Annotated in this window: 24 protein-coding genes; 15 read left to right on the forward strand and 9 right to left on the reverse strand. The window is 40.7% G+C overall.

Annotation, left to right across the window (positions count from 1 at the left end; genetic code table 11):
* The first annotated feature begins 288 nt into the window (after positions 1-288).
* The 3 genes from icd to MF4642_RS00800 all read left to right on the forward strand — a co-directional run bounded on the left by icd (position 289) and on the right by MF4642_RS00800 (position 2901).
* Positions 289-1542, forward strand: coding sequence for an NADP-dependent isocitrate dehydrogenase (gene icd, locus MF4642_RS00795; protein WP_078424977.1), 1254 nt, complete (start codon positions 289-291; stop codon positions 1540-1542).
* A gap of 283 nt (positions 1543-1825) precedes the next feature.
* Entirely contained in the window at positions 1826-1999 is a 174-nt protein-coding gene (locus MF4642_RS16925; protein WP_004696738.1) for a hypothetical protein, read from the forward strand.
* 350 nt (positions 2000-2349) lie between these two features.
* Complete coding sequence (locus MF4642_RS00800) at positions 2350-2901, forward strand: M23 family metallopeptidase (protein ID WP_078424978.1); 552 nt, start codon at positions 2350-2352, stop codon at positions 2899-2901.
* A gap of 204 nt (positions 2902-3105) precedes the next feature.
* Here MF4642_RS00800 and MF4642_RS00805 read toward each other — a convergent pair whose 3' ends face one another.
* Positions 3106-4308, reverse strand: coding sequence for a YbfB/YjiJ family MFS transporter (locus tag MF4642_RS00805; protein WP_078425064.1), 1203 nt, complete (start codon positions 4306-4308; stop codon positions 3106-3108).
* A 108-nt stretch (positions 4309-4416) separates the two neighbouring features.
* Positions 4417-5022, reverse strand: coding sequence for a flavin reductase family protein (locus MF4642_RS00810; protein WP_078424979.1), 606 nt, complete (start codon positions 5020-5022; stop codon positions 4417-4419).
* A gap of 159 nt (positions 5023-5181) precedes the next feature.
* Between MF4642_RS00810 and MF4642_RS00815 the strand changes: the two genes are divergently transcribed.
* From MF4642_RS00815 to MF4642_RS00825, 3 genes are all read left to right on the forward strand, one after another.
* Positions 5182-6570: an L-cystine transporter gene (locus MF4642_RS00815; RefSeq protein WP_078424980.1), complete on the forward strand. Its 1389-nt coding sequence runs from the start codon at positions 5182-5184 to the stop codon at positions 6568-6570.
* Between the two features lie 152 nt (positions 6571-6722).
* On the forward strand, positions 6723-7550 hold the full coding sequence (locus tag MF4642_RS00820; protein ID WP_078424981.1) for a PhzF family phenazine biosynthesis protein: 828 nt from the start codon (positions 6723-6725) through the stop codon (positions 7548-7550).
* 146 nt (positions 7551-7696) lie between these two features.
* Positions 7697-10474, forward strand: a complete 2778-nt coding sequence (locus MF4642_RS00825; RefSeq protein ID WP_078424982.1) for a M16 family metallopeptidase — start codon at positions 7697-7699, stop codon at positions 10472-10474.
* Between the two features lie 89 nt (positions 10475-10563).
* On the opposite strand, the gene MF4642_RS00830 is transcribed toward MF4642_RS00825, so the two are convergent.
* Positions 10564-11628, reverse strand: a complete 1065-nt coding sequence (locus tag MF4642_RS00830) for an amidohydrolase family protein (protein ID WP_078424983.1) — start codon at positions 11626-11628, stop codon at positions 10564-10566.
* A gap of 121 nt (positions 11629-11749) precedes the next feature.
* Positions 11750-12145 (reverse strand): DUF3144 domain-containing protein, encoded by a 396-nt coding sequence (locus MF4642_RS00835; protein WP_078424984.1) that lies wholly within the window; start codon positions 12143-12145, stop codon positions 11750-11752.
* A gap of 114 nt (positions 12146-12259) precedes the next feature.
* On the opposite strand from MF4642_RS00835, the gene MF4642_RS00840 reads away from it, so the two are divergent.
* A complete protein-coding gene (locus tag MF4642_RS00840) occupies positions 12260-12883 on the forward strand; it encodes a hypothetical protein (RefSeq protein WP_078424985.1) in 624 nt (207 codons plus the stop codon).
* A 70-nt stretch (positions 12884-12953) separates the two neighbouring features.
* Here the strand turns inward: MF4642_RS00840 and MF4642_RS00845 are convergent, their stop codons facing one another.
* Both MF4642_RS00845 and MF4642_RS00850 read right to left on the reverse strand, forming a co-directional pair.
* A complete protein-coding gene (locus MF4642_RS00845; protein WP_078424986.1) occupies positions 12954-14414 on the reverse strand; it encodes a CHAD domain-containing protein in 1461 nt (486 codons plus the stop codon).
* 398 nt (positions 14415-14812) lie between these two features.
* Positions 14813-16273, reverse strand: a complete 1461-nt coding sequence (locus MF4642_RS00850) for a CYTH domain-containing protein (protein WP_078424987.1) — start codon at positions 16271-16273, stop codon at positions 14813-14815.
* Positions 16274-16559: 286 nt separating this feature from the next.
* On the opposite strand from MF4642_RS00850, the gene MF4642_RS00855 reads away from it, so the two are divergent.
* From MF4642_RS00855 to MF4642_RS00875, 5 genes are all read left to right on the forward strand, one after another.
* Positions 16560-16943: a DUF962 domain-containing protein gene (locus tag MF4642_RS00855; protein ID WP_078424988.1), complete on the forward strand. Its 384-nt coding sequence runs from the start codon at positions 16560-16562 to the stop codon at positions 16941-16943.
* A 518-nt stretch (positions 16944-17461) separates the two neighbouring features.
* Positions 17462-18082 carry a thiamine phosphate synthase gene (gene thiE / locus MF4642_RS00860; protein ID WP_078424989.1) on the forward strand — a complete coding sequence of 207 codons (621 nt, stop codon included), beginning with the start codon at positions 17462-17464 and terminating at the stop codon, positions 18080-18082.
* Positions 18083-18124: 42 nt separating this feature from the next.
* Complete coding sequence (gene hemL, locus MF4642_RS00865) at positions 18125-19423, forward strand: glutamate-1-semialdehyde 2,1-aminomutase (protein ID WP_078424990.1); 1299 nt, start codon at positions 18125-18127, stop codon at positions 19421-19423.
* Between the two features lie 142 nt (positions 19424-19565).
* Positions 19566-20393, forward strand: a complete 828-nt coding sequence (locus tag MF4642_RS00870; RefSeq protein ID WP_078424991.1) for a hypothetical protein — start codon at positions 19566-19568, stop codon at positions 20391-20393.
* 108 nt (positions 20394-20501) lie between these two features.
* On the forward strand, positions 20502-20828 hold the full coding sequence (locus MF4642_RS00875) for a hypothetical protein (RefSeq protein ID WP_010326887.1): 327 nt from the start codon (positions 20502-20504) through the stop codon (positions 20826-20828).
* A gap of 3 nt (positions 20829-20831) precedes the next feature.
* Here the strand turns inward: MF4642_RS00875 and ruvC are convergent, their stop codons facing one another.
* Positions 20832-21377 (reverse strand): crossover junction endodeoxyribonuclease RuvC, encoded by a 546-nt coding sequence (ruvC, locus tag MF4642_RS00880; protein WP_004984936.1) that lies wholly within the window; start codon positions 21375-21377, stop codon positions 20832-20834.
* A gap of 122 nt (positions 21378-21499) precedes the next feature.
* On the opposite strand from ruvC, the gene MF4642_RS00885 reads away from it, so the two are divergent.
* Positions 21500-22111 carry an FxsA family protein gene (locus MF4642_RS00885; RefSeq protein ID WP_078424992.1) on the forward strand — a complete coding sequence of 204 codons (612 nt, stop codon included), beginning with the start codon at positions 21500-21502 and terminating at the stop codon, positions 22109-22111.
* Positions 22112-22243: 132 nt separating this feature from the next.
* On the forward strand, positions 22244-22885 hold the full coding sequence (locus MF4642_RS00890) for a LysE family transporter (protein ID WP_078424993.1): 642 nt from the start codon (positions 22244-22246) through the stop codon (positions 22883-22885).
* Here the strand turns inward: MF4642_RS00890 and MF4642_RS00895 are convergent.
* Positions 22847-23059 carry a hypothetical protein gene (locus MF4642_RS00895; protein ID WP_004696765.1) on the reverse strand — a complete coding sequence of 71 codons (213 nt, stop codon included), beginning with the start codon at positions 23057-23059 and terminating at the stop codon, positions 22847-22849. The two genes, MF4642_RS00890 and MF4642_RS00895, sit on opposite strands and share 39 nt — an antisense overlap.
* 314 nt (positions 23060-23373) lie before the next feature.
* Here MF4642_RS00895 and MF4642_RS00900 point away from each other — a divergent pair, with 314 nt between their 5' ends.
* Positions 23374-23619: a hypothetical protein gene (locus tag MF4642_RS00900; RefSeq protein ID WP_005401120.1), complete on the forward strand. Its 246-nt coding sequence runs from the start codon at positions 23374-23376 to the stop codon at positions 23617-23619.
* A 95-nt stretch (positions 23620-23714) separates the two neighbouring features.
* Here the strand turns inward: MF4642_RS00900 and metK are convergent, their stop codons facing one another.
* Positions 23715-24881 carry a methionine adenosyltransferase gene (gene metK / locus MF4642_RS00905; RefSeq protein WP_078424995.1) on the reverse strand — a complete coding sequence of 389 codons (1167 nt, stop codon included), beginning with the start codon at positions 24879-24881 and terminating at the stop codon, positions 23715-23717.
* Between the last annotated feature and the right edge of the window lie 643 nt (positions 24882-25524).

The following is a 25524-nucleotide window of genomic DNA, read 5'->3' on the forward strand; positions in this document are numbered from 1 at the left end:
TGTTTTGTAAGGGTTTTAGTGGTTTTGATTAGATTGTAACGGATTGATACAGACTCATATTATCAGCATTATTCAGGATGACGATTTTCATAGTCAATAACTTCTGTAATTACATAAAATAAGAAATATCAAGATTTATTTAATAGAGAAATGTAGTTATTTCTCGTATAAATCTCAAAAACAGCGGAATTCGATTAAGCTATTATGCGATAAGAAGAGTGGAAAGTATTGTCTATCGGCAATTATTTTTTAAATTTGCCAATTATAATAAAAGGGAGCGCCTGCAAAATGGGTTATCAGAAGATCATCGTTCCTGCGGATGGTAGTAAAATTACCGTAAACGCAGATTTATCATTAAATGTTCCAAATCAACCGATTATTCCTTTTATTGAAGGCGATGGTATTGGTGTCGACATTACACCAGCCATGAAAACTGTAGTAGATGCTGCAGTACAAAAAGCATATGGTGGTAAACGCTCGATTGAGTGGATGGAAGTCTACTGCGGTGAAAAAGCCAATAAAATTTATGGCTCTTATATGCCAGAAGAAACTTTTGATGCGCTACGCGAGTTTGTAGTTTCAATTAAAGGCCCCTTAACAACACCCGTCGGCGGGGGCATTCGTTCTTTGAACGTGGCGCTACGCCAAGAATTAGATTTGTATGTCTGTGTACGCCCTGTACGTTGGTTTGAAGGCGTACCATCACCTGTTCAGCATCCTGAACTGACCGATATGGTTATTTTCCGTGAAAACTCAGAAGATATTTATGCAGGAATCGAGTGGAAAGCCGACTCTCCTGAAGCGAAGAAAGTGATTAAGTTCCTCAAAGAAGAAATGGGCGTGACTAAAATCCGCTTTGAAGATAACTGTGGTATTGGGATTAAGCCCGTATCGAAAGAGGGAACGCAGCGTCTTGTGCGTAAAGCGATTCAATTTGCGATTGATAATGATAAGTCGAGTGTGACCTTGGTTCACAAAGGCAACATCATGAAATATACCGAAGGGGCGTTTAAAGAGTGGGGCTATGAGCTTGCGATGGACCGTTTCGGTGGTGAGCTCATTGATGGCGGGCCATGGGTAAAAATTAAAAACCCAAAAAATGGTAAAGACATTATCATTAAAGATGTGATTGCCGATGCATTCTTGCAACAGATTTTAATGCGTCCTGCGGACTATTCAGTGATTGCGACTTTAAACCTGAATGGTGACTATATTTCTGATGCACTGGCTGCAGAAGTTGGAGGGATTGGTATTGCGCCAGGTGCGAATATTGGTGGGGCGATTTCTGTTTATGAAGCCACGCACGGAACAGCACCAAAATATGCAGGCCAAGATAAAGTCAACCCAGGCTCTATTATTCTTTCTGCTGAAATGATGCTACGGGACATGGGCTGGGTTGAGGCGGCAGATTTGATCATTAAGGGGATTTCAGGGGCAATTGAGGCGAAAACAGTCACTTATGATTTTGAGCGATTAATGCCAAATGCAACCTTATTGCGTTGTTCAGAGTTTGGTGAGGCTATCATTGCAAATATGGAATAAGTTTTAAGCTGAATTGGTAGAAGCCCGCACATACTGCGGGTTTTCTTTTGTTGTGTTGAAAATAGCTCTGGAAATAGGTTTGCAATGTAAAACTAGGTTAAAGGATTTGTGCTTTCAGTGAGTATAGGTAAGGTTAAATAAAAAGGAGAGTTGATTCTTAACCACAATTTATATATGTAATTACAATGAAGTACTTTGATACAGCTTATAGCTTGGGTTTTTAGCTGAGTGATGTATGGTGGTCTTTGTCGAATGTTACGGCAGATGATAAAGGAGTAGTCTCATGGCTAATCAACAAAATCAACAGCAGAACAATCAGCAGCAACGTCAACAACAACCAAATCAACCACAAGAACAACCAGACCAGCAACAACAGCAACAACAACCCAAACCAAATCAAGGTCAGCAAAAACAGCCGAATCAAAACCAACCGAACCCAGATCAGCAACAACGCTAGGCGTATTGCTATTTCATGAACGAATGTTAAAGGCATTTCAAGGAAGAATCGATCAAAGGGAGTTGAACCAAAGGAGGACCCTATGTCGAATAATGTTGTGAAAACATTAAAACAGAAGATCAAAGCACGTTTAAAAAAGATCTCTAAGCATCAGTCTAAGCTGAAAGCCTTAGAGAAAAAACTGAAGAAGCGTAAGTAGTTTTACGTGGTTTATTTGAAGCAAAGCCCTCATTTTATATGAGGGCTTTGCCGTTACATATATAAGATATCTTTCAATATATGAGGCATTTAGTATGAAAAGGTAACTTTATCTTATTTTAATATCTAAAAATTAGCTGAGTAGTTGAATCATGCCTCGTTTAGTTCTGAGTGGAGCTATTTTAAGTATAAGTCTGCTGATGAGTGGATGTCAGCCACCCGTTTCGGGTGAAGCAGCAGGTTTGAGTTATCCATATTTATATTGGCAGTTATATAAGACGCCTTTAGCAAAAAACTTAAATGTGCCTGTACAAGGTGTAAGCCATAAGCAGATACAAGATACTTGGGGGGCAGCACGTGGTCAGGGACGAAAACATCAAGGTATTGATATCTTCGCTAAACGCGGAACACCTGTCTTAAGTGCTACATCAGGCATTGTCTTGGATGTCGGCCTCAATAGTCTAGGTGGACAAGTAGTATGGGTAATGGGACCAAACTTAAGCCGTCACTACTATGCACATTTAGATGCTTATGCGCCTAATATTCAAACGGGTGATTGGGTTGAAGTGGGAGAAGTATTGGGCTATGTCGGGAACACGGGCAATGCCAAGAATACGCCACCACATTTGCACTATGGAATTTATAGGACTGGAAAAGGAGCCGTAAATCCTTATCCGTATTTAACTTTAAATGCATTGAAATAACCGAGCTTTGATCTACAGCTGTAAAAGTTTGAATGCGTGAATTGTATTGGTTATAGAAGGCACATCAATTGGGTTCTTTTCTTATACTTAAACCGTACATTTGTAGTATTTAGAGGTAAGTTAAAAATATCACAGGTATTTAACATGGACGGCCCTTTATAACGGAACCTACAACTCTTTTTCGATTTCCTTCTATGTGAAGGATTAAAAGGCTTCTTTTTTAGTTGTTGGATTGGAGGTGGATGTCCTACGGGTAAAGTAAAATAGTTGCAATGTTCCTAAACCGAGAACTCCCGCAGCAAGCATAAACTGAAAGTGATATGACCAACCCAAATGCTGCAAGGTACTAAAACTTAGACCACCGACCAGTTGGACCGTTGCAAAGCTGAGTGTTGCCATACTCCACAACTTTTTATAGGCCAAGCCGTAGAGTTGTAAGATGGTGTAGGAGGTGAGAAAGACCACCGCAGGGTTCAGTAGGCCTGTGAGAAATGAAGACAGGAGCGTAAATACAGGCGAGAAACTCAGAACCGCAATAAAAACTGCCGCAATATAGACACTGTATAAAATCTTTAAAGCGTGAAAGTTGCCAAATTTACGTGCTAAAGCATAAGCTGTCGCTGCACCCAAAGCGCTGCCTAAGCCATATAAAATCCAGTTAAAATTGATCCAATATAAATTTAGCGTTAAAACATGGCTTAAGTAATCAATCCAAAACAAAGAATGGGGAATATACGCAAAGGCACTGCAGGCATAAACAATGAGTAAGCTATAGTAAATTTTATTCACTGTATGAGTTTGGGGCTGGCTTGTAGGGATGCTGTGTAGTTGCTTTTGGAAAGGACGAACCAGTCTCCATAATAACCATGTAATGACAAATGCAAAGCCACAGAGAATGAACCATGCGCTACTGATTGCAATACGGTCTAAATACGGCATAAACAGCGTGGCTGCCAATACACCAATTCCTATTCCGCTAAATCCAATGAGATTAATTTTAAAACGGTGCTGTAACTCACTGCACTGTGCCACAATACTGGGCGATAGAATCATCAGCAAACCACCGCCGATACCTGAAATGATGCGCCACACCAAATACCAAACTTCGTTAAAATGCGCAAATGCACAGGCAAACAGGCTGATTGAACCAAAGAGCGCAGCAAAAATGATATAGATTGGCATTTTTGCATTCTGTGGCAACTTCATCGCCCAAAATGCTCCGATCAGATAACCCAGCAGATTGGCGCTACCGAGTAGGCTGGCGAAATTGTGTGACCACTCATAGGCTTCGCGAGTGGACGGCAGTAGAGCGGTATAAGAAAAACGTAAGATGCCAATTCCCAAGCACATACTCAGGCAGAGAAAGAGACTCAGTTGTACGGTGCTTGAGAACGTCCTGTTCATCATCATTTGACTATTTGTTTAAAAAATACACTTGAACTATAAGATGAAATTTACAATAAAACAATCGGGTGATGTCCGTCTTTAGTCGAGCGGAGTAAAGGCGAAGTCAATTTAATCAGTGTCTTTAAGTGCATTAATATCCACGGCATCACCAATGGTATAAAAATGCCCGCCTGCAACATGATGGATACTTTTCCATTCATCTGCGGCTTCATGGTAGTACCAATGGCCATCTCTAAAAACACGATCATCTGCATAAGCGGCAATGACTTTACCAATAAATAAGTCATGTTGCTGTTGATTATGCGGTTCAGGAATGAGTTCACACAGAATCCAAGCGCTACAGCCTTCAACCACTGGAATTGGGCTGTGACCAAACTGAAAAAGTTCGACCCCACACTGACGTAACTTTTCAGGAGCATCATATTGACTGATCATGCCCAGTGCGTAGACCATTTTCAGCTGTTTAAGTGTAGGGACTTGCAGCGCAAACAAACCCGATTTTTCAATAATACTGCGGGTTTTCGTAGATTTATCGAGTACGACCGTCACTTTGGCTGGGCTAAACTCTAGGGCGCATGCCCAAGCCGCGGCCATGACATCGGTGCTTTCATCATCTTGACTGGAAACCAGCACGGTTGGGCCGTGGTTGAGTAGCCGATATGCTTTTTCTAAAGGGACGGGCAGAATGTGAGGATTAAGCAGAGATTGAGTCATGTAAAAGAACACTTTAACAGCCGTTTAAATGCTTTATACCACATTCTAAAACTGCCAATTCAGTCTAAATTTGTACATTCAGCGTGGAATATGGCGCAAAACAGTAAGCCCGTTTAAATTTTGATTTATAATTATGACAGCATCATTTAGGGAAACAATATGAATATCCCCTTAATCGTCAATGTCATCATTTTTATTGCATTGCTTTTTTTACTGGGCCAAACCCGTAAAACCGATTGGAGTTTAGCGAAGAAAGTACTGGCAGGTCTCTGTCTTGGTATTGTTTTTGGTCTCGCTTTACATGGGTTTTATGGTACGCATTCGCCTGTACTGCAAGAGTCGGTACAGTGGTTTAATTTGGTCGGTAAAGGCTATGTCAAACTACTACAAATGGTGGTGATGCCTTTGGTGTTTGTTTCCATTTTAGGCGCTGTGATTAAGCTACACGATGCGGGTTCATTGGGTAAAATTAGTTTTATCAGTATTGGAACTTTGTTATTTACCACAGCAATTGCTGCATTTGTCGGTGTGGTGGTGACCAATCTGTTTGGCTTAACTGCGGCAGGTTTGGTACAAGGGGCACAAGAAACTGAACGTTTAAATACGATTCAAACTGACTATGTCGGGCAAGTGGCTGACTTGCAAGTACCTGATTTATTTCTGTCATTTATTCCGAGCAATCCTTTTGCCGAGCTGACAGGGGCACATCCAACCTCAATTATCAGTGTAGTCATTTTTGCAGTGTTTTTAGGCATTGCAGGCTTGAACCTCATGAAAGCGGATGCTGAGAAAGGGCAAAAGCTGTTGTCTGCAATTGATATCTTGCAAGCGTGGGTCATGAAGTTGGTGCGTCTAATTATGATGCTCACGCCTTACGGTGTGTTCGCACTCATGACCAATATTGTGGCCAATTCTAAAATGGTGGACATCTTAAACTTAGGTGGCTTCTTGGTTGCGTCTTATATCGGTTTGGCGATTATGTTTATCGTGCACGCCGTGATTTTGGCGCTCACAGGCGTGAACCCAATTCAGTTCTTTAAAAAGGTTTGGCCTGTGCTGACCTTTGCATTTACCAGCCGCTCAAGTGCTGCCAGTATTCCTTTAAATATTGAAGCGCAAACACGACGTTTGGGTGTACCTGAGTCAATTGCCAGCTTTTCAGCCTCATTTGGTACGACCATTGGGCAAAATGGCTGTGCGGGGCTGTATCCTGCGATGTTGGCTGTTATGGTTGCACCGACAGTTGGCATTAATCCACTCGATCCACTTTGGATTTTGACTTTGGTTTGTGTCGTGACCTTGAGCTCGATTGGGGTGGCAGGTGTAGGTGGTGGTGCAACATTTGCAGCGCTGATTGTCCTGCCAATGTTGGGCTTGCCTGTGACTTTGGTTGCACTGCTCATTTCAATTGAGCCTTTAATTGATATGGGTCGCACAGCTTTGAATGTGAATGGTTCGATGACCGCAGGTGTCGTGACCAGTCAAGTCTTAGGTCAAACAGATAAGCGCATTTTTGAGCAAGACAATGTGGACTTAAAAGAAGTCTAAGCTGAGAAATATATAGCTTATGAACTGAAAAGAAGCCTATCTTCATGATTAGGCTTCTTTTTATTGGGCGTGTATCCATAAATGACGAAAAACTGTATCTACTTTTTTGCGCAGTTTTTTGCAAAATAAAGCTTCAATTTAGGAGAAAAACGATGAAAATGTATCAAGTCGATGCCTTTACAACTGAATTATTCAAAGGTAATCCTGCAGCTGTGATTGTGCGTGATGAATGGTTAGCAGTAGATTTGATGCAGAATATTGCCCTGGAAAACAATTTGGCAGAAACGGCTTTTGTGAAAGTGATTGATGCTGAAAACTTTGAAATTCGCTGGTTCACTCCTCAGGTTGAAGTAGACTTTTGTGGGCACGCGACTTTAGCCAGTAGTTTCGTCCTGTTTCGCGATTATACCGATGCTAAACGTATCCAGTTTCATGTAAAAGACTTGGGTATTTTTATCATTGATCAAGATGCTGACGGCAAGATTCATATGAATTTTCCAATTCGTGCACCGCAAAAGTTAGAAGACTATCCTGCGGAAATTCATGAGTTGGTCGATTGTGAAATTAAAGAAGTCTATTTAAACCCACAGGCTTATATTTTAGTCTGTGAGTCTGAGCAGGCCGTTAAGGATGCCAAACCGAACTTGGATAAAATTCGTCAAATGGCAGAAAAGCACAAAGTCAGTACTGCTATTACCGCTGAAAACTTGGATGTTACCCTGACTTCAACGTCGCAAGACTATGACTATATCGCGCGTTATTTCGCACCGCATAAAGGCATCAATGAAGACCCTGTGACAGGCTCCATGCATACAGGTCTTGCACCTCTATGGGCGGAGAAGTTGGGTAAAACCTCATTGCTTGCCTATCAGGCATCGAGCCGTGGAGGATTGCTTTACTGTGATATTCAGTCTGAAACACGAATCCAAATTTCTGGCTATGCCAAGTTATATATGACGGCTGAACTTTACTTAGATTAAGTTGTAATTCTCTTAAATTAAAACTACTGGTGAAAAATAAGCATTGATTAAAATGCTATTTTTCACCAAATTACTATAAAAATAATTTCACTTTCCTCTATGATGTTGAGAATCATTCATATTTTGTCGAATTATTTGGAAAAATAATGTTAATGCGTTTTAAAACATTGAGTTTGTCGGTATTGCTACTTGGCTTTGGGGGCACAGTATGGGCACAACCCGTATTGGTAAAATCGGAACAGAAAATTGAAGAATATAAATTAGATAACGGTTTACGTATTATTCTTGCGCCAAACGATAAAGAAAATAAAGTGTATATGAATATGGTCTATTTGACTGGTTCATTGAACGATCCCAAAGGTAAGGGCGGTTTGGCGCACCTACTGGAACATTTAGCGTTCAAGGGAACTAAAAATGTTCCAGGGGACGAGTTTCAGCGCCGTTTAGATCAGTACGGTTTAATGAATAATGCCAGCACGGACTATTATTCAACCAAATATATTAATGTGGTTCGTCCTGAACAAAATGCGATTAATGAGCTGATTCATCTTGAAGCAGAGCGTATGGACGGCTTGGTGCTCCAAGAAAAATATGTACCGTCTGAAATCGCGATTGTAAAACGCGAGCGTGAAGTCCGTATGGATCAGCCTTTTTCGGTACTCATGGATCAGATGTGGAAGTCTGCTTATGGTAATCAATATTTAGGGCGTTTACCGATTGGTGATCTAAATGAGTTACAGTCAATCAAAATGGCTGAACTGAATAAGTTTTATCGTGACTGGTATGCACCGAATAATGCGGTATTTGTCATTTCAGGTAAGTTTGACCAAGCAGCTGTACTGAAGCAGATTGATGAAAAGTTTAGTGCGATTAAAACGCGCGCTGTGCCTGCGAAAGTTAAAGTGCCTGTCTTAGATGCCAGTAAGATTAAAGATCGCCAGTTTGTGGTGAAAAAAGGCAGTAATTTCGCCAAATATAATATCTACCTGAATGGTAAAAACGAGAACATTAAGACTGCGCTGGCGGTGTCACCGTATTTATACACCATGCAACCCAGTGGACATTTGTACCAAAGCATTGTAGAAACGGGAACGGCGACAGCTGTTCAGTCGACCACATGGTTAGACCAAGATTTCAATATGGTGTTTATGGGCGCAGTTTATGCACCCAACCATGATGTGAAAAAAGTCGAGTCGGCTTTGGTTGCTGGAGTAGAAAAGACACCAAGCTTCAACGAGATTGAGCTCAACCGCGTGAAGAGCATGATTAAAAATGCCCAAGAAAGCATGTTCAGCAGCGCAACGGCAGTCGGTGGTATGCTCAGTGACTACGTGGTTTCTGCCAATGGTGATTGGACACAATACTTTAAAGATCAGCAACACTTACAACAGCTCAGCGTTACTGATGTGAACCAACGTTTAGATGACTTTTTAGTACCCGAGCATCGTATTTCAGGCACAATTTTACCAACCCCAGAAGATCAGAAAAAAGCACTTGAACAAGCGGCAGAAGCGACCCCAGCAAAAACTTTAGACCAACAAGCAGTGGCTGAAGAACCATTGAAAGATGTCAGTGCGTATAAGGCAGAAGTGGCTGGATATGTAAAAAGTTCAAAGCAATATTTAGAAAGTGCTGAAAAACAAATTCAGCGTGGCAAGTTAAAAAATGGCATGCAATATGCGCTGTACCCAAGTACTACGCGTGATGATAAGACTTATGCCACCATTTCGATTGATTTTGGTACTGCAGAAAGTTTGTTTAATAAAGCAGAGTTATTAGACCTGACTTCTTATTTACTGCTCAGAGCTTCAACTCAATATAGCTTGCAAGATATTGCCGATCATTCTATAGATGCGGGTGGAGGTGCAAGTGCAGCAAGTAATGGCAATGGGATTAATATTTCAATCGTGGCGAAGAAAGAAAAGTTTGATGAATTTTTTAACTTCGTGATTGATGTCCTTAAAAATCCAACTTTTGAACAAAGCCAGTTTGATTTGATTAAGTCACAAAGCTTAGCAAGTCTAGATCGGCCGTATACTGAACCTGAAACTGTAGCGGCTTTAACCATTGCTCGTTTACTTGAAACGTATCCAATTGGGGATATTCGACATCACTTCGAGCCTGAATATGTCAAGAAGCAGTATCAGGCCGCAACACAAGCTCAGGTTAAACAGTTGTATCAGCAGTTTTTTGCGATGAATCATGCACAAATTTCGGTAACGGGTGTGATTGATACGAAAAAGATGAAAAAGACTTTAAATCAGGCTTTTGCAAACTGGAATTCGGCAGCGCCTTATCAGCGGATTACTTCTGACTTTACGGCATATAAAGCGCAGCGTGTACATGCACTGTCAGAGCAGCGTGAGTTTGGTAGCTATCAGAGTATTATGACGTTCCCTGTAGGCACATACCACCCAGATGCACCTGCCTTACAGGTACTCGAGCACATTTTAGGTGAGTCACAATTATCTTCTCGTTTGGCGCAAGAGCTACGTGAAAAGAATGCCTTGGTCTATGGTTTTGGCAGCAGCATTTCGCTGGATGACTGGACGGAGTCAGGAGCGCTAACGATTGATGCAAACTATAGCGCAGGCAAATCGGCTCAAGTGTCTCAGGCGGTGTATAAAGTCTTGAATGAGTTACTGGCCAAAGGCGTTACTGAACAGGAAGTGGAAGCTGCCAAGGCTGATATTTTGAAAAAGCGTGTGACTGCACTTGAAGATAGTCGCAATATCCATCGTATGTTAATTCCTCAAATGAAGCGAAATCGTACTTTACTGGATCGCGAACAGCGTGATTTAGCATTGGCAAAAATTGGCAAAGCCGATGTTGATGCGGTGATTCAGAAGTATATTAAGCTGGATCAGTTGGTTGAAGTGATGGCTGACCAATATGGCAAAGCGCAACCAGCGCTGAAAAAGTAAAGATTTCAGTTTTCATTTAAAAGAACCCCTCAAAATTGAGGGGTTCTTTTTGTTATAGCTTTTAGAAATTAGTTTTCTTATTTTTTTAATTAAAGCCGATAAAACTGTTTGGCATTGTGATGGAATACGCGCTCTAAAGCATCAGGCTCATAGGCAGCGACGACATCGCTAAAGGCATCGATAATATTCACCAACGATGTACTGACCGAATCCATAGGAAAGTTCGAGGCAAACATTACTCGATAGATTCCAAAACAGGTGAGGGCATGTGTAATCATGGGATGTGCAAGGTCAAAGACTTCTTGTTTGGAAGCCAGTCGGCCTTCTTTATGAAAACGATGTCCTAATACAGGCATGAATAGTCCTGACATTTTGGTATAGACGTTTGGACAGCTTGCAAGTTCAGCTAAGTGGTCCTTCCAACGAAAGAGAATATTTTCGCGTGCCGTCTGCGTTATGCCTGTATTTGCACCAATTGGACCAAATAAACCCGCAGGTGTACCCAAATGGTCTAGCACAATGGAAGTTTCTGGGAACTGCTTGGCCAGATAAATCACATCTTCAAGCTGTGTCGAATAAACCCAAGCATCAAAACTCAAGTTGTATTGGGACAGTACTTCGAAACCTTTGAGAAATTTTTTATTGCGATATAACTGTGGCTCACCTGTCCACGCATGGATTTCTTTGTCTTCATGAAAAGACGCCATTTTACGAATACCACGAAAGTGTGGTGAAGCTTTATGGTGTAATTTTAGGATCTTTTTAAAGTTACGATCACGTGGGTCAGCTGTTGCGACAATGCCACCCAATTTGACCGTATCTGCCCCAAAAGCTAAAGACTCAATAAATTGAGTTTCCTCAACCACGCCTTTACCTTTGCTGTGATGCCAACTGGCTTCAACATGTACCACTTGCTCTACTGTGTATGGGCCAGTATCGTGTTTATAGTCTTGGGGCAAATAAGGACGTGTGATATGACGGGTTAGGCCTAGGGTTTCAATCAGATCTTTAGGTTTCACCAAACGAACCATTTTGTCCAAAAGCTTAGGATGCTTACCCAATAATTTGACTGCCAAAGCCGCTGCATGTGGCGTGTTATAGGGGTCCCACTGATGGATGTGTGGATCGATGAGTGCAAAGTCCAAATGCTGCATGTTCTTCCCTAAGTCATATTCCTTAGCGATTACCATACTGTAAATTGAGGTGTTGCAACATTGTATTTCGTTTCAAATACGACGAAATGAAAAAAGCCTGCGCGAAGCAGGCTTTGATTGATCAGTGATCGTGTTTGTGGTCATGCTTGTTGGCATGAAATTCTTCGTTATGACGGAAACGAAGGTAGTTTTCAAACTGTTCACAATATTCATCATAGTTGTCTTCAAGCATCATTTGGAACTGCTGCAAAATATAAGACATCACTTGCTCTTTGGCCTCACGCATTTCATCGCCATCTTTAAAGTTGTTGGCTGCCACCCACGTGTTAAAACGGGCTGTACCAAACAACATCGCGGCACTTACTTGGCCACGTATTTCAGCAGGTTTCACTTGTGAACCTTTTTCAGTGCGACAAAAATCGTTGGCTTGCTTAATAAATTCATCTGCACGTTCAAAAAAAGCAGCATTCAACGCTTCTTCTTCGGTTACATCTGTTGCTTCAATCTTCTGAACCATGAACTTGTCCTAAAATACATAAATAACTCAGACTGCATTATAGGCAAAGCCTTGCAGAAACTAAACCTTTGCCTTAATCTAAAAATAGCCTAAGCAATAAAATAGAGAATATCCATGCAAGACGCGATTGCGGTAAAAAGTGATATTGCTTTATTGCGTCAAAACATTTGGCCACCACAAAATTTAGCCAATGTCGAAGGCTTACCGATCTACTATGGCACGAAAGCGGAAGTTGAGGACTACTACCGTCAGTGGATGGGTTTGATTGAGCGGGCACAAGACTTGTTCCAACCTTTTATGGAAGATGAAGTGTTGGATGCAATTCATTTACCTAGTCATTTGAACTTACCGCTGTTTTATTTTCACGTCGATCGTATTCGGATTAATAAAACCCGCGCCAAAGAATCTAAAAGTTTTCGCGGTATTGCAAGCTTAATCGAAAAATGTGGGCAGTTTGAGCCAGAGCAAGTCCAAGCCATGCGCGCTTGGTTGGACAGCGATGATAACGCCGCCTTGGTTGCGCATAGGGAATTTATTGACCTCAGAACCTATGTGTTTCAGCATGGGCAGAGTGAATATACCCGTACCCGATTTTATGTAAATGGTATCGTGTTAAGTACCGAAGCACACTTTGAACTGGTCGATGCACGAGACAAACCACGTAAGCAGCGCAGTGATAGCTATAACGCCCCCTTAGCAGATAACAATACGTGGAAGGTGTACGGCAAGTATCGTTAACTTAGGTGTAGACAGGGAATTCACCTATAGAAGAACTTTTCGCTGCTGATCTATATTTTAATTTAAAAGACTATTTCAGCTTTTTGGTTTGACTGAACAGCATCAGCTGTTGTTCAACCAATTTCAGCATTCTATTTTTTTCCGCGGCGATCCATCCTGTGGCAAAACTATAAGCAGCTTCTGGTTCAGGGGCTTGTTGAAATAAGGCATCTGCAACCACCAAATCATTATAGTGCCCTAGGCTTTCCTGAACTGCTTTGAGTTTTTTTAAATAGGTTTTTAATGCTTTTACATCGAGTAAAGACGTCACAAACTCAATGCTATAACGCAGTTGTTTGACTTGTTTACGAATACGGTGTTTTTCCTCATCTTCAAGCTGGCTAAAGTGCTCGGCATGTGCACATATTTTATCGTGTAAAGCATGTATAACTTTGAGTGCATGCTTTTTCAGTTTGGCTTTTGAAGGCGAATCTAGTTCTTGCTCTGTAAATAAAATTAATTCAAGCCAAAGTTGCGTCGTTTCTGCTCGTTGGAATAGGGCGCAGACATCAGTGATGGCTTCTGTATTTGGAGCAAGATGGTCTAAAGGATAACCTGCCTCAATCAGTTGAGGGAGTAAGTCTTCGTTTAGCGCATCGATGTCACGTGTTCCACCTAAGGCTTGAAAAATAGTGGTGAGTTCCGTTTTCCAGTGCGGTTGCGTAGCCTCCGACCATGCAGCAAAACTTTTCAGTGCGGTACGCAAGCGGCGGATTGCCACGCGGGCCTGATGCACATGCTCAGTGGAGTACTGCTGTCGAGCAATTGAACTGGCATTCGGAAGTAAGTGCTGTAAGCAATTGGCCACTATGCTTTGTAGCGCTTCAGTTTCTCTTGAGCTTCTGTTCAGTAGAAGAAGTGTTTGATACTGTGCAGGAAAGCAACTTTGCTGACGAACAGCTAGAAGGCCATAGTCAGATTTACTGTGTGTGTCGAGACTCAGTTGGTATTTTTGAACCCAAGGTCGTATAAATGCGATCAAATCCTCTGTTGATCCTTGTTTTAATTCAAATTCGATCTCGAAAATATCAACACTGTTTTGTTCTTTAAAAATTTTGCCAATATCGAGAGCAATTTCAACTGTACTGCTTTCAATATTTTGCAAAACGCGTAAACGTTGGATATTGGTTTCAAAGAGCAATTCAAGGGTTGGAAGTGGAAGCCCCAAAGCGCGTTTTAATTTTTTGTAGATAGCGGAATAATCTTTATAGTTCTCTAAGTCGAGTGTAGTCGTCTCAGGTGGCGCTATATCAAATTCAAGTTCCAAGCGACTCAATACTTTTGCGGTATTCACTGCTTTGAAAGTTTGTTTCCATTCATCATTTTCCTGCCGACGTCGAATCGCGATGCAATGCTTAGCAAGTGTTTGATCCGCTGTATCAAAGTATTGGGCTGCTAAATGAATCGGCTCAGCCTTGAGCAGTGTAAAAGCTTTTTGCAATGCCTTACGCTTCTTAACTGGAACTTGAAACTTAAACTCAATCTCTTGCATAGCCCTGACTCATGACAACCTACGTTTTACTATAAGCTAAATTGAGCAAAAAAAGACCAGACTTGAATAGGTATAAGCTAAAAGAGCAGAAATAGTGTGCTAGATGTCACTTTTAAAATGAAGATAGTGGTTAGAAATATGCAGAGTTAATAAGTACAGATGGTTACATCGAAGTGATAATAAATCTACATTGAGTAGGAATGTATAGCCTTACTTTTTAAGAATAAAAATGAATATAAAGCCTGTATTGTTTTGATAATAGGCCGTTTTGTCATAGATAAATTAGCGGTTTGAAGCGACCAACCACGATCTTCTATCGTGGTTTTGCGGCTTGTCAGGCCTTGTCGAGGGACGATAGCAGTCATGTATTTAACATGACTGCTTTGGTATACAGAGCGTTATTTTAAGAATTTACGGCTAACTAAGAACTGTTCTGTCGCTTCTAAAAGTTTATCGGCATAAACTTCAAGCTTTGCTGTGAGCCAACCCAAAACAAACCAATCACTGGCTTCAAGTTCGGTCTGTTGAATGTATGCAGCTGAAGTCGCCAAGATTTGATATTCATGTGCAGCTTGTTGGGCATCATTCAACGCTTTACTGTATTTCTGCAAATTTTTCACATCATAAATTGACGTTAAAATAGGAAAGCTAAACTTCAATTCCTTAATTTTCTGCGCCAATACATCTAAGCTTTCAAAGTGACTAATATCCGCAGCATTTAAGCTTTCCTGTAGCTGTCGATATTGGTTTTGCAGGGTATTGTGCGCATAGGTTTTTAAATCCTGCTTCTGCACATGATCATGTGAGCTTAAACTAAAGGTTAATAACTCAAGATAATGATGGACGTTTTGGGTCGATTTAACTAAATTTCCAAGCTTTTCTTGAGCATATAAAATGTCTTTGGCAAGATTTTCTGTAGTGGTTGGATTCTGAAGAAAAGCGCCTAGGGTGCTTTGCATATGCTGCAAATGTTGTAAATGATCAAACTGATGCTTAAATGCGGCAAGTTGCATCGCCCATTTATCAGAAATATTGCTATTCCAGTCCTTAAACAAAGCTAAGGTTAGTTGTAAGTGCTCTAAAGCGGTTTGTGCCTGATCAATATGGCTTTGCTCAGCAACACCTGCTGAAATTGCAGCAATATTCGGCAGTAAATGCTGCATTTGCTGACCAATCAACAAACTCAGGTTATGTGCCGCACTTTCTTTTTTCGATAAGACAAACTCTTTTTCAAAACGTGCTGGACTTACGGTTTGCTCAAGTGCCAGTAGATTACCCATTTCGGCTTTGCTGCGGACATCTAACCACAGTTGATACTTCTTCACCCATTCAAAACTAAAGGCCAAAAGCGACTGAACAGAGCCTGATTTGAGTTCGAATTCTACCTCATGAATGGTCTGTTCTCGACCAGATGCACGAACCACACCAACATCCAAACAGACTTCAATTTCAGCATCTTCAAACTCAATGACGCGATAGGTGCGTTGGATGTCCGTTTCAAAGGTGAGCTTTAACGCAGCTGCATCTGAGCCTAAAGCTTGGGTTAAAATCTGTTGAGCCTCTGGAATAGCTTCATAAATGCTTAAGTCCAGTTCAGGAGATGACTCTAACTCACCCAAATTATGATTATGTTCAAAACGGTGTAAATGACTTTTACCTGCGGCTTTGAGTGTTTGAATCCAGCAAGCACCTTCAAGACGCTGACGCAAAGCAGCACCATGTTGGGCCAAGAGGCGATCAGGCGTGTCAAAATACTTGGCTTGAAGTTGAATCGTTTCAGATTTTTTAGGATCTAAAGCTTTAAGAAGGGCGGTACGTCGTGCTTCGCTAATCTGAAATTTTAATTCAATTTCAACCATGAAAAATTCCTAATTTGAGGGGCTAGGTCAGTGCCAAGCCTTTATGTATTTAGATGCATGATCTGTAGTTTGTTTTTATGTGCACTAAAGGCACACCAATGGACCACTGGATTGTAGCGAAAAAGAGACAGTATGTAAGACTTGACGACACAATAAAACAAAGTTGCAGCGTGAGATTGATCAAAAAACAATTCTGTTTTTAGTGGACACGCGCCTAGAGGCGATTGCACTTTGCAGATTGCATATTTTCAGCTATGTTGGTAAAAAACCATCAGGATGATGACAGATGAATGCTCAGGTTGAACCGAAACAGGAACATGACGCTGAACATAATTTTCAATTGCCGATTAAGGACTATCACCAGTTTTATCGTTTTTATCTAACAGAGCACCGCAACATCATGAGTCGTCGGCTACACGTTGCAGGCAGTTCAATTGGACTGTACTTTTTCTCTAAAGCCATACTTAAACGCAAGCCGCGCTATTTTATATACGGCTTAGTCTCTGGTTATGCCTGTGCGAGGGTAGGTCATTTTGTTTTTGAAAAAAATAAGCCAGCCAGTTTTAAACAGCCTTTGTATAGTTTTATTTCTGACTGGCGTATGTTTTCCGATGTTTTACGTGGAAATTTAAGCTTACAAGATCGTGCTTTGGATAAAATTCCAAGTTAGTGAAGCACTTTGTGACTTCATCATGAAAGTTTTATTAAAAGCTTGAAATTAACAGTTGCAAAGTATGAGTTAATGTTCTAATAATGAGATCGTTGTTTATATTTTCACCAAATAATATATAAGTGCTTTGAATTTTAAAGTGCTTTTAGTTTTCCAAGCCTAGAGCGACCTTCTCTAGGCTTTTTTTATATGGACGTTAAGTAAAATATGCGGCTTTTTAGCTTTTATGATGTTATTTCAACATCACTGGTTTAAAAAGCTAAAAAGCCGTATCAGATCGCTGCGTTTCTCTTATCCTTGTTATAAAGTTGTTATTTTTATTTTATTCTTGTTGCTTTCTGTATCCATCAAACTGCGAAAGCGGTGGGGCGACTATCACTGAAAATAGGTATTTTTATATAGCCTGAGCTTGGTCGTGGGATTTTTGTGCAAAGCAAAGCATTTTCGGTCCCAATTCATTAAAGAATTAGTCACCATTAGCTTTATAATAGAATGACATAACCCAAAGGTAGAGTTAAATGCGCGGTTTATATTTAATTACAAATGATGATCCTTTAGAGCTACTTTTGGCTAAGCTAGAAGGTGCAATGGCAACACGTGAAGTTGCCATTTTGCAGTATCGCCGAAAAAAAGTACCCAAAGAAGAACAGGCTTACGAAGTTGAGTATATGAAAGCGATGTGCGCTGAGTATCGTGTTCCTTTTGTGATCAATGATGACTTAGAAATGGCCGTTAAATACGGCGTTGGTGTGCATTTAGGGCAAGGTGATGGCGAAGTTGCCGAAGCTGTCGCACGCCTGCCAAAAGATACGGTGATTGGTCGTACGTGTTTGAACTCGATTGAGCTGGCTGAAAAGGCGATTACTGAAGGTGCAACTTACGTCGCTTTTGGTGCAATTTATGCAACTGAGACCAAACCAGAAGCTGGCAATATTGGCTTGCAGACTTTAAAAGAAGCCAAAGCCAAATTGGATGTGCCTATTTGTGCGATTGGTGGCTTAACAGTTGAAAATTCAGGTGAAGTGATCGAAGCTGGTGCCGACCTTTGCGCAGTGATTAGTGATATATTAGGGCTATCAATGTCTGCGATTCCTGATCGTATAGAACAGTGGGCTGATTTATTTGCATCTAAAGCTTAAGCGTTTTTAGATGTTTTTTTATTTTTTGAGTTGAGTAACTTCATGAGCTTATCTCCAAAGCAAGAACAATTGTTTAAACAAGCAAGCAAACATATTCCGGGTGGTGTGAACTCACCTGTACGTGCATTTAATAGCGTAGGCGGAACGCCTGTCTTTATTGAAAAGGCGCAAGGTGCATACTTGTACGATGTGGATGGTAAGCGCTATGTAGACTATGTGGGCTCATGGGGACCAATGATTTTAGGTCATGCTCATCCTGAAATTATTAAAGCAGTTCAGAATGCTGCAGTGGATGGTTTAAGTTTCGGTGCGCCTACCGTACATGAAACGACTTTAGCCGACATTATTTGCGAAATTATGCCGTCAATTGAGCTGGTTCGTATGACCAACTCAGGTACTGAAGCTACCATGACAGCTATTCGTCTTGCGCGTGGTTATACAGGTCGTGACAAGATTGTAAAATTTGAAGGCTGTTACCACGGTCACTCAGATTCACTGTTGGTCAAGGCAGGCTCTGGTTTGTTAACCAGCGGCGAAGGCGAAGCAACTTCAGCAGGTGTTCCTGCCGACTTTGCCAAACACACACTGACTCTTCCATATAACGATATAGCCACTTTAAAAGAGTGCTTTGCTAAGTTTGGTTCAGAGATTGCAGGCGTGATTGTGGAGCCTGTGGCAGGGAACATGAACCTAGTCAAACCAATCGACGGCTTCTTACAAGCGATTCGTGACGTATGTGATGAACATGGTTCTGTTTTTATCATAGATGAAGTGATGACTGGTTTCCGTGTTGGATTGGGTGGTGCACAAGCTCACTATGGCGTGACTCCAGATTTAACCACCTTGGGTAAAATTATTGGTGCAGGCTTACCCGTTGGTGCTTTTGGTGGGAAAAGAGAAGTGATGGAGTGTATTGCTCCACTGGGTAAAGTTTACCAAGCTGGAACACTGTCGGGGAATCCACTTGCAATGCGTGCAGGGATTGAGATGTTTAAACACCTGCGCCAAGATGGTTTCTATGAAAAATTGACAGCGCAGCTAGAAAAACTTCTTGTAGGTTTACAAGCCGCGGCTGATGAAGCGGGTATTGCTTTTAAAACACAACAAGTAGGCGGTATGTTTGGTTTGTACTTTACCGATCAAGAAGACATTACCAGCTTCGACTCGATGCTGAAGTGTGATATCGATGCATTCCGTAAGTTCTTCCACGGTATGTTAGACCGTGGTGTGAACCTTGCACCCTCCGCATTTGAAGCTGGCTTTATTTCAGCTGCTCACTCTGATGAAGATATAGAATTTACGCTGCAAGCAGCGAAAGAAGTTTTTGCAAGCATGAAGTAAGTATTTGTCCTTGCTAAAAAGCCCATCTCCTTTGATGGGCTTTTTATATGGCGGGTATTTTGAATAAAAAATACTATATCTCAAATACTTTATGTTAATTTTAAGAGTACATGAAAAAATTAATAATTAAATAAGATGACTTATGATTTTAGATTTTCTTAGAAAGCCGATTCAGCTAAAACATTTTTTGATCTTTATACTATTGTCACCAATCATTATCGTCATTTTTAGCGTTATTGTTAGTGTATTAGAACCAAGTGATGTACCGAGCTTAAAAGAAAAACCATATGAGTGTGGAAGTTTTGGCGATCAGAAAATGCGCATTGATCGACGATATTTATTTTTTGCAAGTGTTGAATATCAAGATGTAAATTATTGGGGCAAAGGTCACAAACAAGTTCATGACACAAAAGGATGTGATGATCAAATCCAAAGTGCCTCATTTAATGTGAAATGGCCTGAGATGCTACCTTCTAAAAATGGATTTCAACTTTCTTCAAATAAGCTAAATGACATCACATTTTCTCTTCATCAACGCACAATTTGGACTGGTAGTCAAGAAGACAAAGATTTTTTTGACTCTGATCCAGTTCTGAAACTGTATTTAAGTCCAGATGGTGCTGACATGGAAATTAACGATGAAGAGATTAATAAAAATAAAGTATTTAATCCAGACCTAGGTCTTTATGAAATAAGTTTTGACAGAGTAGGAAATGTCACAAAAAAGGTTTTTTGGCAAGAGAAAAAGGGGAAAGGAGTCAGTTTAGTAATTAAATGTCTTTATTTTAAGACTGGCGGAAGTGATTGTAAGTTAAGTAGTCATGTGCCAGATTATGGGTTTAATACAAGTTATTTAAATGTTTATTTTCATGCTGAATTACTTCCACATTGGAAAAATATTCAAAGGGAGTCATTAAAATTTATTGATTCTTTGCAGATAGAAGAAAATCAAGTAAATGCTTCCAAGTAAGAATATTGAAGTAGCATAAGAACTATTGAGTAGTAAGAAAACGCGATATAACGCAATCAAGCCTAAAATTTAAAGACTTCGAATAATGGTAAAAGAGGGGGAGGAATAATGGATAAATACTTACTGGTGGCCTTGGTAGTTGGTGCATGCATATTGCTGGTGATTTACACTCAACTTGCACCAGCAGGTGGACAGAAAAATTTTAAACAAATCGTACAGCAGGCATTTGGTCGTTATAAAGTGATCGAAAAAAACTACACCATTATGATTTGTGAGATCAATCATCGCAATGAACCAGAAGAGTTGGTCTTTATCCGTATTGACCCTGCCCAAAAGAAAAATTTACGCATTTCAGGAAGGATGCTGATAGCAACCTATCCCAAAGCACCATCGGTACGTGAAATGCGTAAAGACTTTAAAGACTATGTCACTTAACACTTAGCGTCGACGAGAGCTACTACGGCTGCGGCCGCGCGCCATACCGCCGAGAGCATTGAGTACAGCAAGCTTGGTCATACTGCCTGAAGCATGCGCATGACAGATGGCAGCAGCGAGAGCATCGGCAGCATCTTGCTGTGGTTTGATGCTCAGGTTTAGGAGTCTCATCACCATCATTTGTACTTGTTCTTTGTCCGCAGCGCCATAACCGACCACCGACTGTTTAATCTGGCGTGCGGTGTATTCTGCAACTTGTAGGTCAAGGTTGACCAGTGCAGCAATAGCAGCACCACGTGCTTGCCCCAGCTTCAGTGCGGAGTCAGGGTTTTGTGCCATAAATACTTGCTCAACTGCGGCTTCGGTTGGGCCATGAAATTTTACAATACGATCAATCCCTGCAAAAATACGTTTTAGCCGTTCAGGCATATCAGCAGCTTCGGTACGAATGGTGCCAGCATCGACAAAAATTAGTTTTTGACCTTCTTTTTGAATAATACCGTAGCCTGTGAGGCGAGAACCGGGGTCAATACCAATAATTAATGACATGCTTGCCCTTTAAAAAAAATAATATGCCCATATTGTTACATAAGCGTATCAAAAAAGCTTGATGTAGATTGAGCACTTGATTCTTGCACCTTATTCATTTTGTTGAGATTAGATTAATTTTCATGAAATTATTTCTTTTTATATTAGCTGGTGTCATTCTCGAAGTCTTCGTATGGATTGGCGTGGGCGACCTCGTTGGTAGCATGTGGTACGTGTTCTTTTGGTTTATTGCCGCTTTCTTTATTGGTATGAGCCTGATTCGTAAGTATTCAGCAGGTTTAATGCCACAAATGCAGCAAATGCAGCAAATGCAGCAAATGCAAGCGGGCCAGATGGGTGCAGATCCTGCATTAACAAACAATCTGCCAAAAATCATTGCGGGTTTTCTTTTGTTGATTCCTGGCTTGGTGACAGATGTGGTTGCCGTGTTATTGCTTATTCCAGCAGTACAAAAAGCCATGACGGGCGCGCTGATGAACGTGATGATGAAACGTCAGCAAGCGATGATGGAAAAAATGATGGGTGGCATGATGGGTGGCATGATGGGGGATATGAATGGCATGGGCGGTGGTGCTCAAGGTCAAAATCCATTTGCAGATATCATGCGCCAAATGCAAGAAATGCAGCAACAGCAGGGCGGTTCAACTTATCGTGACTCTAGTATTATTGATGGCGAAGCACGAGAAGTCACGCCAGATGCGAAAAAAATTGAAATGAAAGATGTGAATAAATAATTTCATACCTAATTTTAAAGCCGAGTTCTAACTCGGCTTTTTTTATCTTTATGAAAATGTTTTAAGTGCTTATGATTTAAAATAAATATAACAAACGATATAATTATTTTTTAAAATTTATGCCGCTTTTTTATGTCATTGCTTTTCACGATTTGCGCATTGCATTTTGTTGCGCAGCTAAGTCCTGGTCCTGATGTTTTACTGATTGCCAAAAGTTCAGCTTCGACCACACAAAAAAACACTTTAAAAACGATCTTAGGTATTTCTGTTGGCATCGTCGTTTGGGTGGTTTTAACCTTGTTAGGTTTTACCGTACTCATCGAAAAAATGCCATGGATTCAACAGGTATTGATGGTAGTTGGTGGTGTGTTCCTTGCACGTATGGGGTGGCTAATGTTGAAAGCTGGTTTCAATACAATGCAGCAAGAAGCCTTGCTAGATGATGGTCAAAAACTGCCTACACCCAATGCCAACCATTATTTCATGTCAGGTTTGCTGACTAACTTGTCTAACCCGAAAACGCTGATTTATTTCAGTAGTGTGTTTTCACTAGCCTTAAGTTCTAGTGCAAGTCCTTATTTAAAAATGCAACTTGCGGTCATTATTCCCATCCAAACTTTTATGACTTTTGCACTGCTGATGCTGCTTTTATCATTACCTAAAATTAAAGCGGCATATCAGCGTTCAGGAAGTTATATTGACATTTTTTCTGGCGGGTTGTTTCTGATTTTTGCTTTATGGCTTTGGTACGATGCTCTCGCAATCTACATCTAAGTCATTTTTAAGCTCTTTAGATGATGGAGCCTGTTCCAAGCTAGACACTTCGTCTTTTTTACTTTGCGCATAGCGGTTGGGCTGCAATGTCGCTTCGGTATTTTCTGAGCCCTTATAGCTACGACTGCGGTTGGCACGTTCGCGTAAACCGCCTTTTTTAATCAACTGAACCATTCTTTCTTCCTCATCGTTGCATCTTATTTTAATAAACAATCGCGAGAAAACTAAAGGGTTTTAAGCAAATATGACGGAATACGTCAAAAACTATTATGTTACAAAATGAAATTGTCATAATTCGGTGTTATAAAGAGGAATATGCGTTAAATCAATTGATTAATCTTTCAGTGTAAGCCGTTGCTGACATCACTTCGGGTGAATGGCGCTTGAGTCTCAACAAATACTCACATAAGATAAATGAATCTAACATTCTGTAAGGCAGGGTGATGGACAATAAAAACAAGAAAGGACAAAAACAAAGGGGTAAAGCGATGCTCTATCAATACCACTGCGCATGTTGTGAAACAGTTGTCGCATCAACAGATAAAGACTGTCCAAACTGTGGATCACATAATATTCGAAGTCCTTTTGGATTTTGGATTTTCTGTATTGTTGCATGTCTTGCAGCAGCGATTATTGTTAAATCTGTACAAGTCTATTTGGCCGACCGAAACAGCGAACCCGCTGCCGTGACTTCGCTCTTTGATGTGCTCAATCATGACAACAAACCTAAGTAGTGAGGTTCAATGACTTCACGACTGAACTGATGGACTATTTTCCATTAGTTAAAATAAAAAAACCCGCATTAAGCGGGTTTCTTTTAGGAGCAAACTTATAGACCAGCTGAAGCTTTAAGTGCTTCCACTTTGTCGGTTTTTTCCCAAGTAAATGCAGTATCTGAACCTTCACGACCGAAGTGACCATAAGCAGCAGTTTGCTTATACATCGGTTGAATGAGGTCGAGCATACGAGTGATCCCGTATGGACGTAAGTCGAAGTGTTCACGGACTAACGCAATGATCAACTCTTCAGATACTTTTGCTGTATTGAAGGTATTGATCGAAATAGACGTTGGCTCAGCCACACCAATGGCATAAGACACTTGAATTTCACATTTGTCTGCAAGACCCGCCGCTACGATGTTTTTCGCAACATAACGACCTGCGTAAGCAGCAGAACGGTCAACTTTAGATGGATCTTTACCAGAGAAAGCACCACCACCGTGACGTGCCATGCCACCGTAGGTGTCTACGATGATTTTACGACCTGTTAAACCACAGTCGCCCACTGGACCACCAATCACAAACATCCCTGTTGGGTTGATGTGGAATTTGGTGTCTGCATGGAACATTTCAGTAGGGATCACTTTTTTCACGATTTCTTCAATCACAGCTTCTTTTAAGTTGCTTTGAGAAATTTCAGGATCATGCTGAGTAGATAATACGACTGCGTCTAAACGAACAGGCATGCCATTTTCATAAGCAAAAGTCACTTGGCTTTTTGCATCTGGGCGTAACCATGGTAAAGCGCCACTACGACGTAGTTCAGCTTGCTTTTCCATTAAACGGTGTGCATATGAAATTGGAGCAGGCATAAGCACGTCAGTTTCACGGCTTGCATAACCAAACATTAAACCTTGGTCACCTGCACCTTGATCTTCAGGCTTTTGACGGTCTACACCTTGAGCAATCTCTGGTGACTGTTTACCAATCATGTTGATCACGGCACATGTTGAACCATCAAAACCAAGGTCAGAATGGTGGTAACCAATGCCATTTACGGTTTGACGAACAATCGCTTCAAAGTCAACATTTGCAGTTGTTGTGATTTCACCTGCAAGTACTACCGCACCCGTTTTTACAAGCGTTTCACAAGCAACCCGCGCATATGGGTCTTCTTTTAAGATCGCATCCAAGATAGCATCACTGATTTGGTCAGCCATTTTATCTGGATGGCCTTCGCTTACAGATTCCGAGGTAAATACAGCGTACTCGCGCATAAGTCCTATCACAGTTAATTTAAAAGACGCAATATGGTACATCGACTTAGCCGTTTGAGCCAGTTCTACACGACCAAAATGACTGAATTTATTTCAATTCAACGACTTTTTATCTGATATAAGCATCTAAAAAATTGATATAGCGTTTATTTTTAGTTCGAAATGACAAAGTAAAGGCTTTTGGTTCAAAGTTTATGGGTGCGTATCATGAGATTTTGTGTTTTGGTTATATCTAATTGTAAAACAATAGCTTGTTTGAGTTTTTGTTGGCTTGGGTGTTAAGTTGGTAAATAAAAAATGCTCAAAATAAGCATCATAAAAGAATCTATAATTTGTACTAATTCATGAATAATTTAAAAAAGTGAATAAAATTCACCATGAATGTTTAATTGTATGTAAAAAATACAAATGTATCCTATGATGTGTTTGCTACTCAAGGATAACGGTTTGTTCTGATTAGTGAATAGGGTGGCCGAGCTTTGTTTTTAAAAATTGATGATTCTATCGTGTAGAATTTGACTCAGAGAAAAGCGATAGAGACATTTCCGAGTGAAATTGTTGTGATTTTAGGCAATGCCCGCATTTATTAGACATTGATGATGAATAAATAGCGAAATATTGTCCATTAGGCTTTACCCATTCC

The organism is Acinetobacter sp. MF4642, from assembly GCF_002018925.1.
Classification (GTDB): domain Bacteria; phylum Pseudomonadota; class Gammaproteobacteria; order Pseudomonadales; family Moraxellaceae; genus Acinetobacter; species Acinetobacter johnsonii.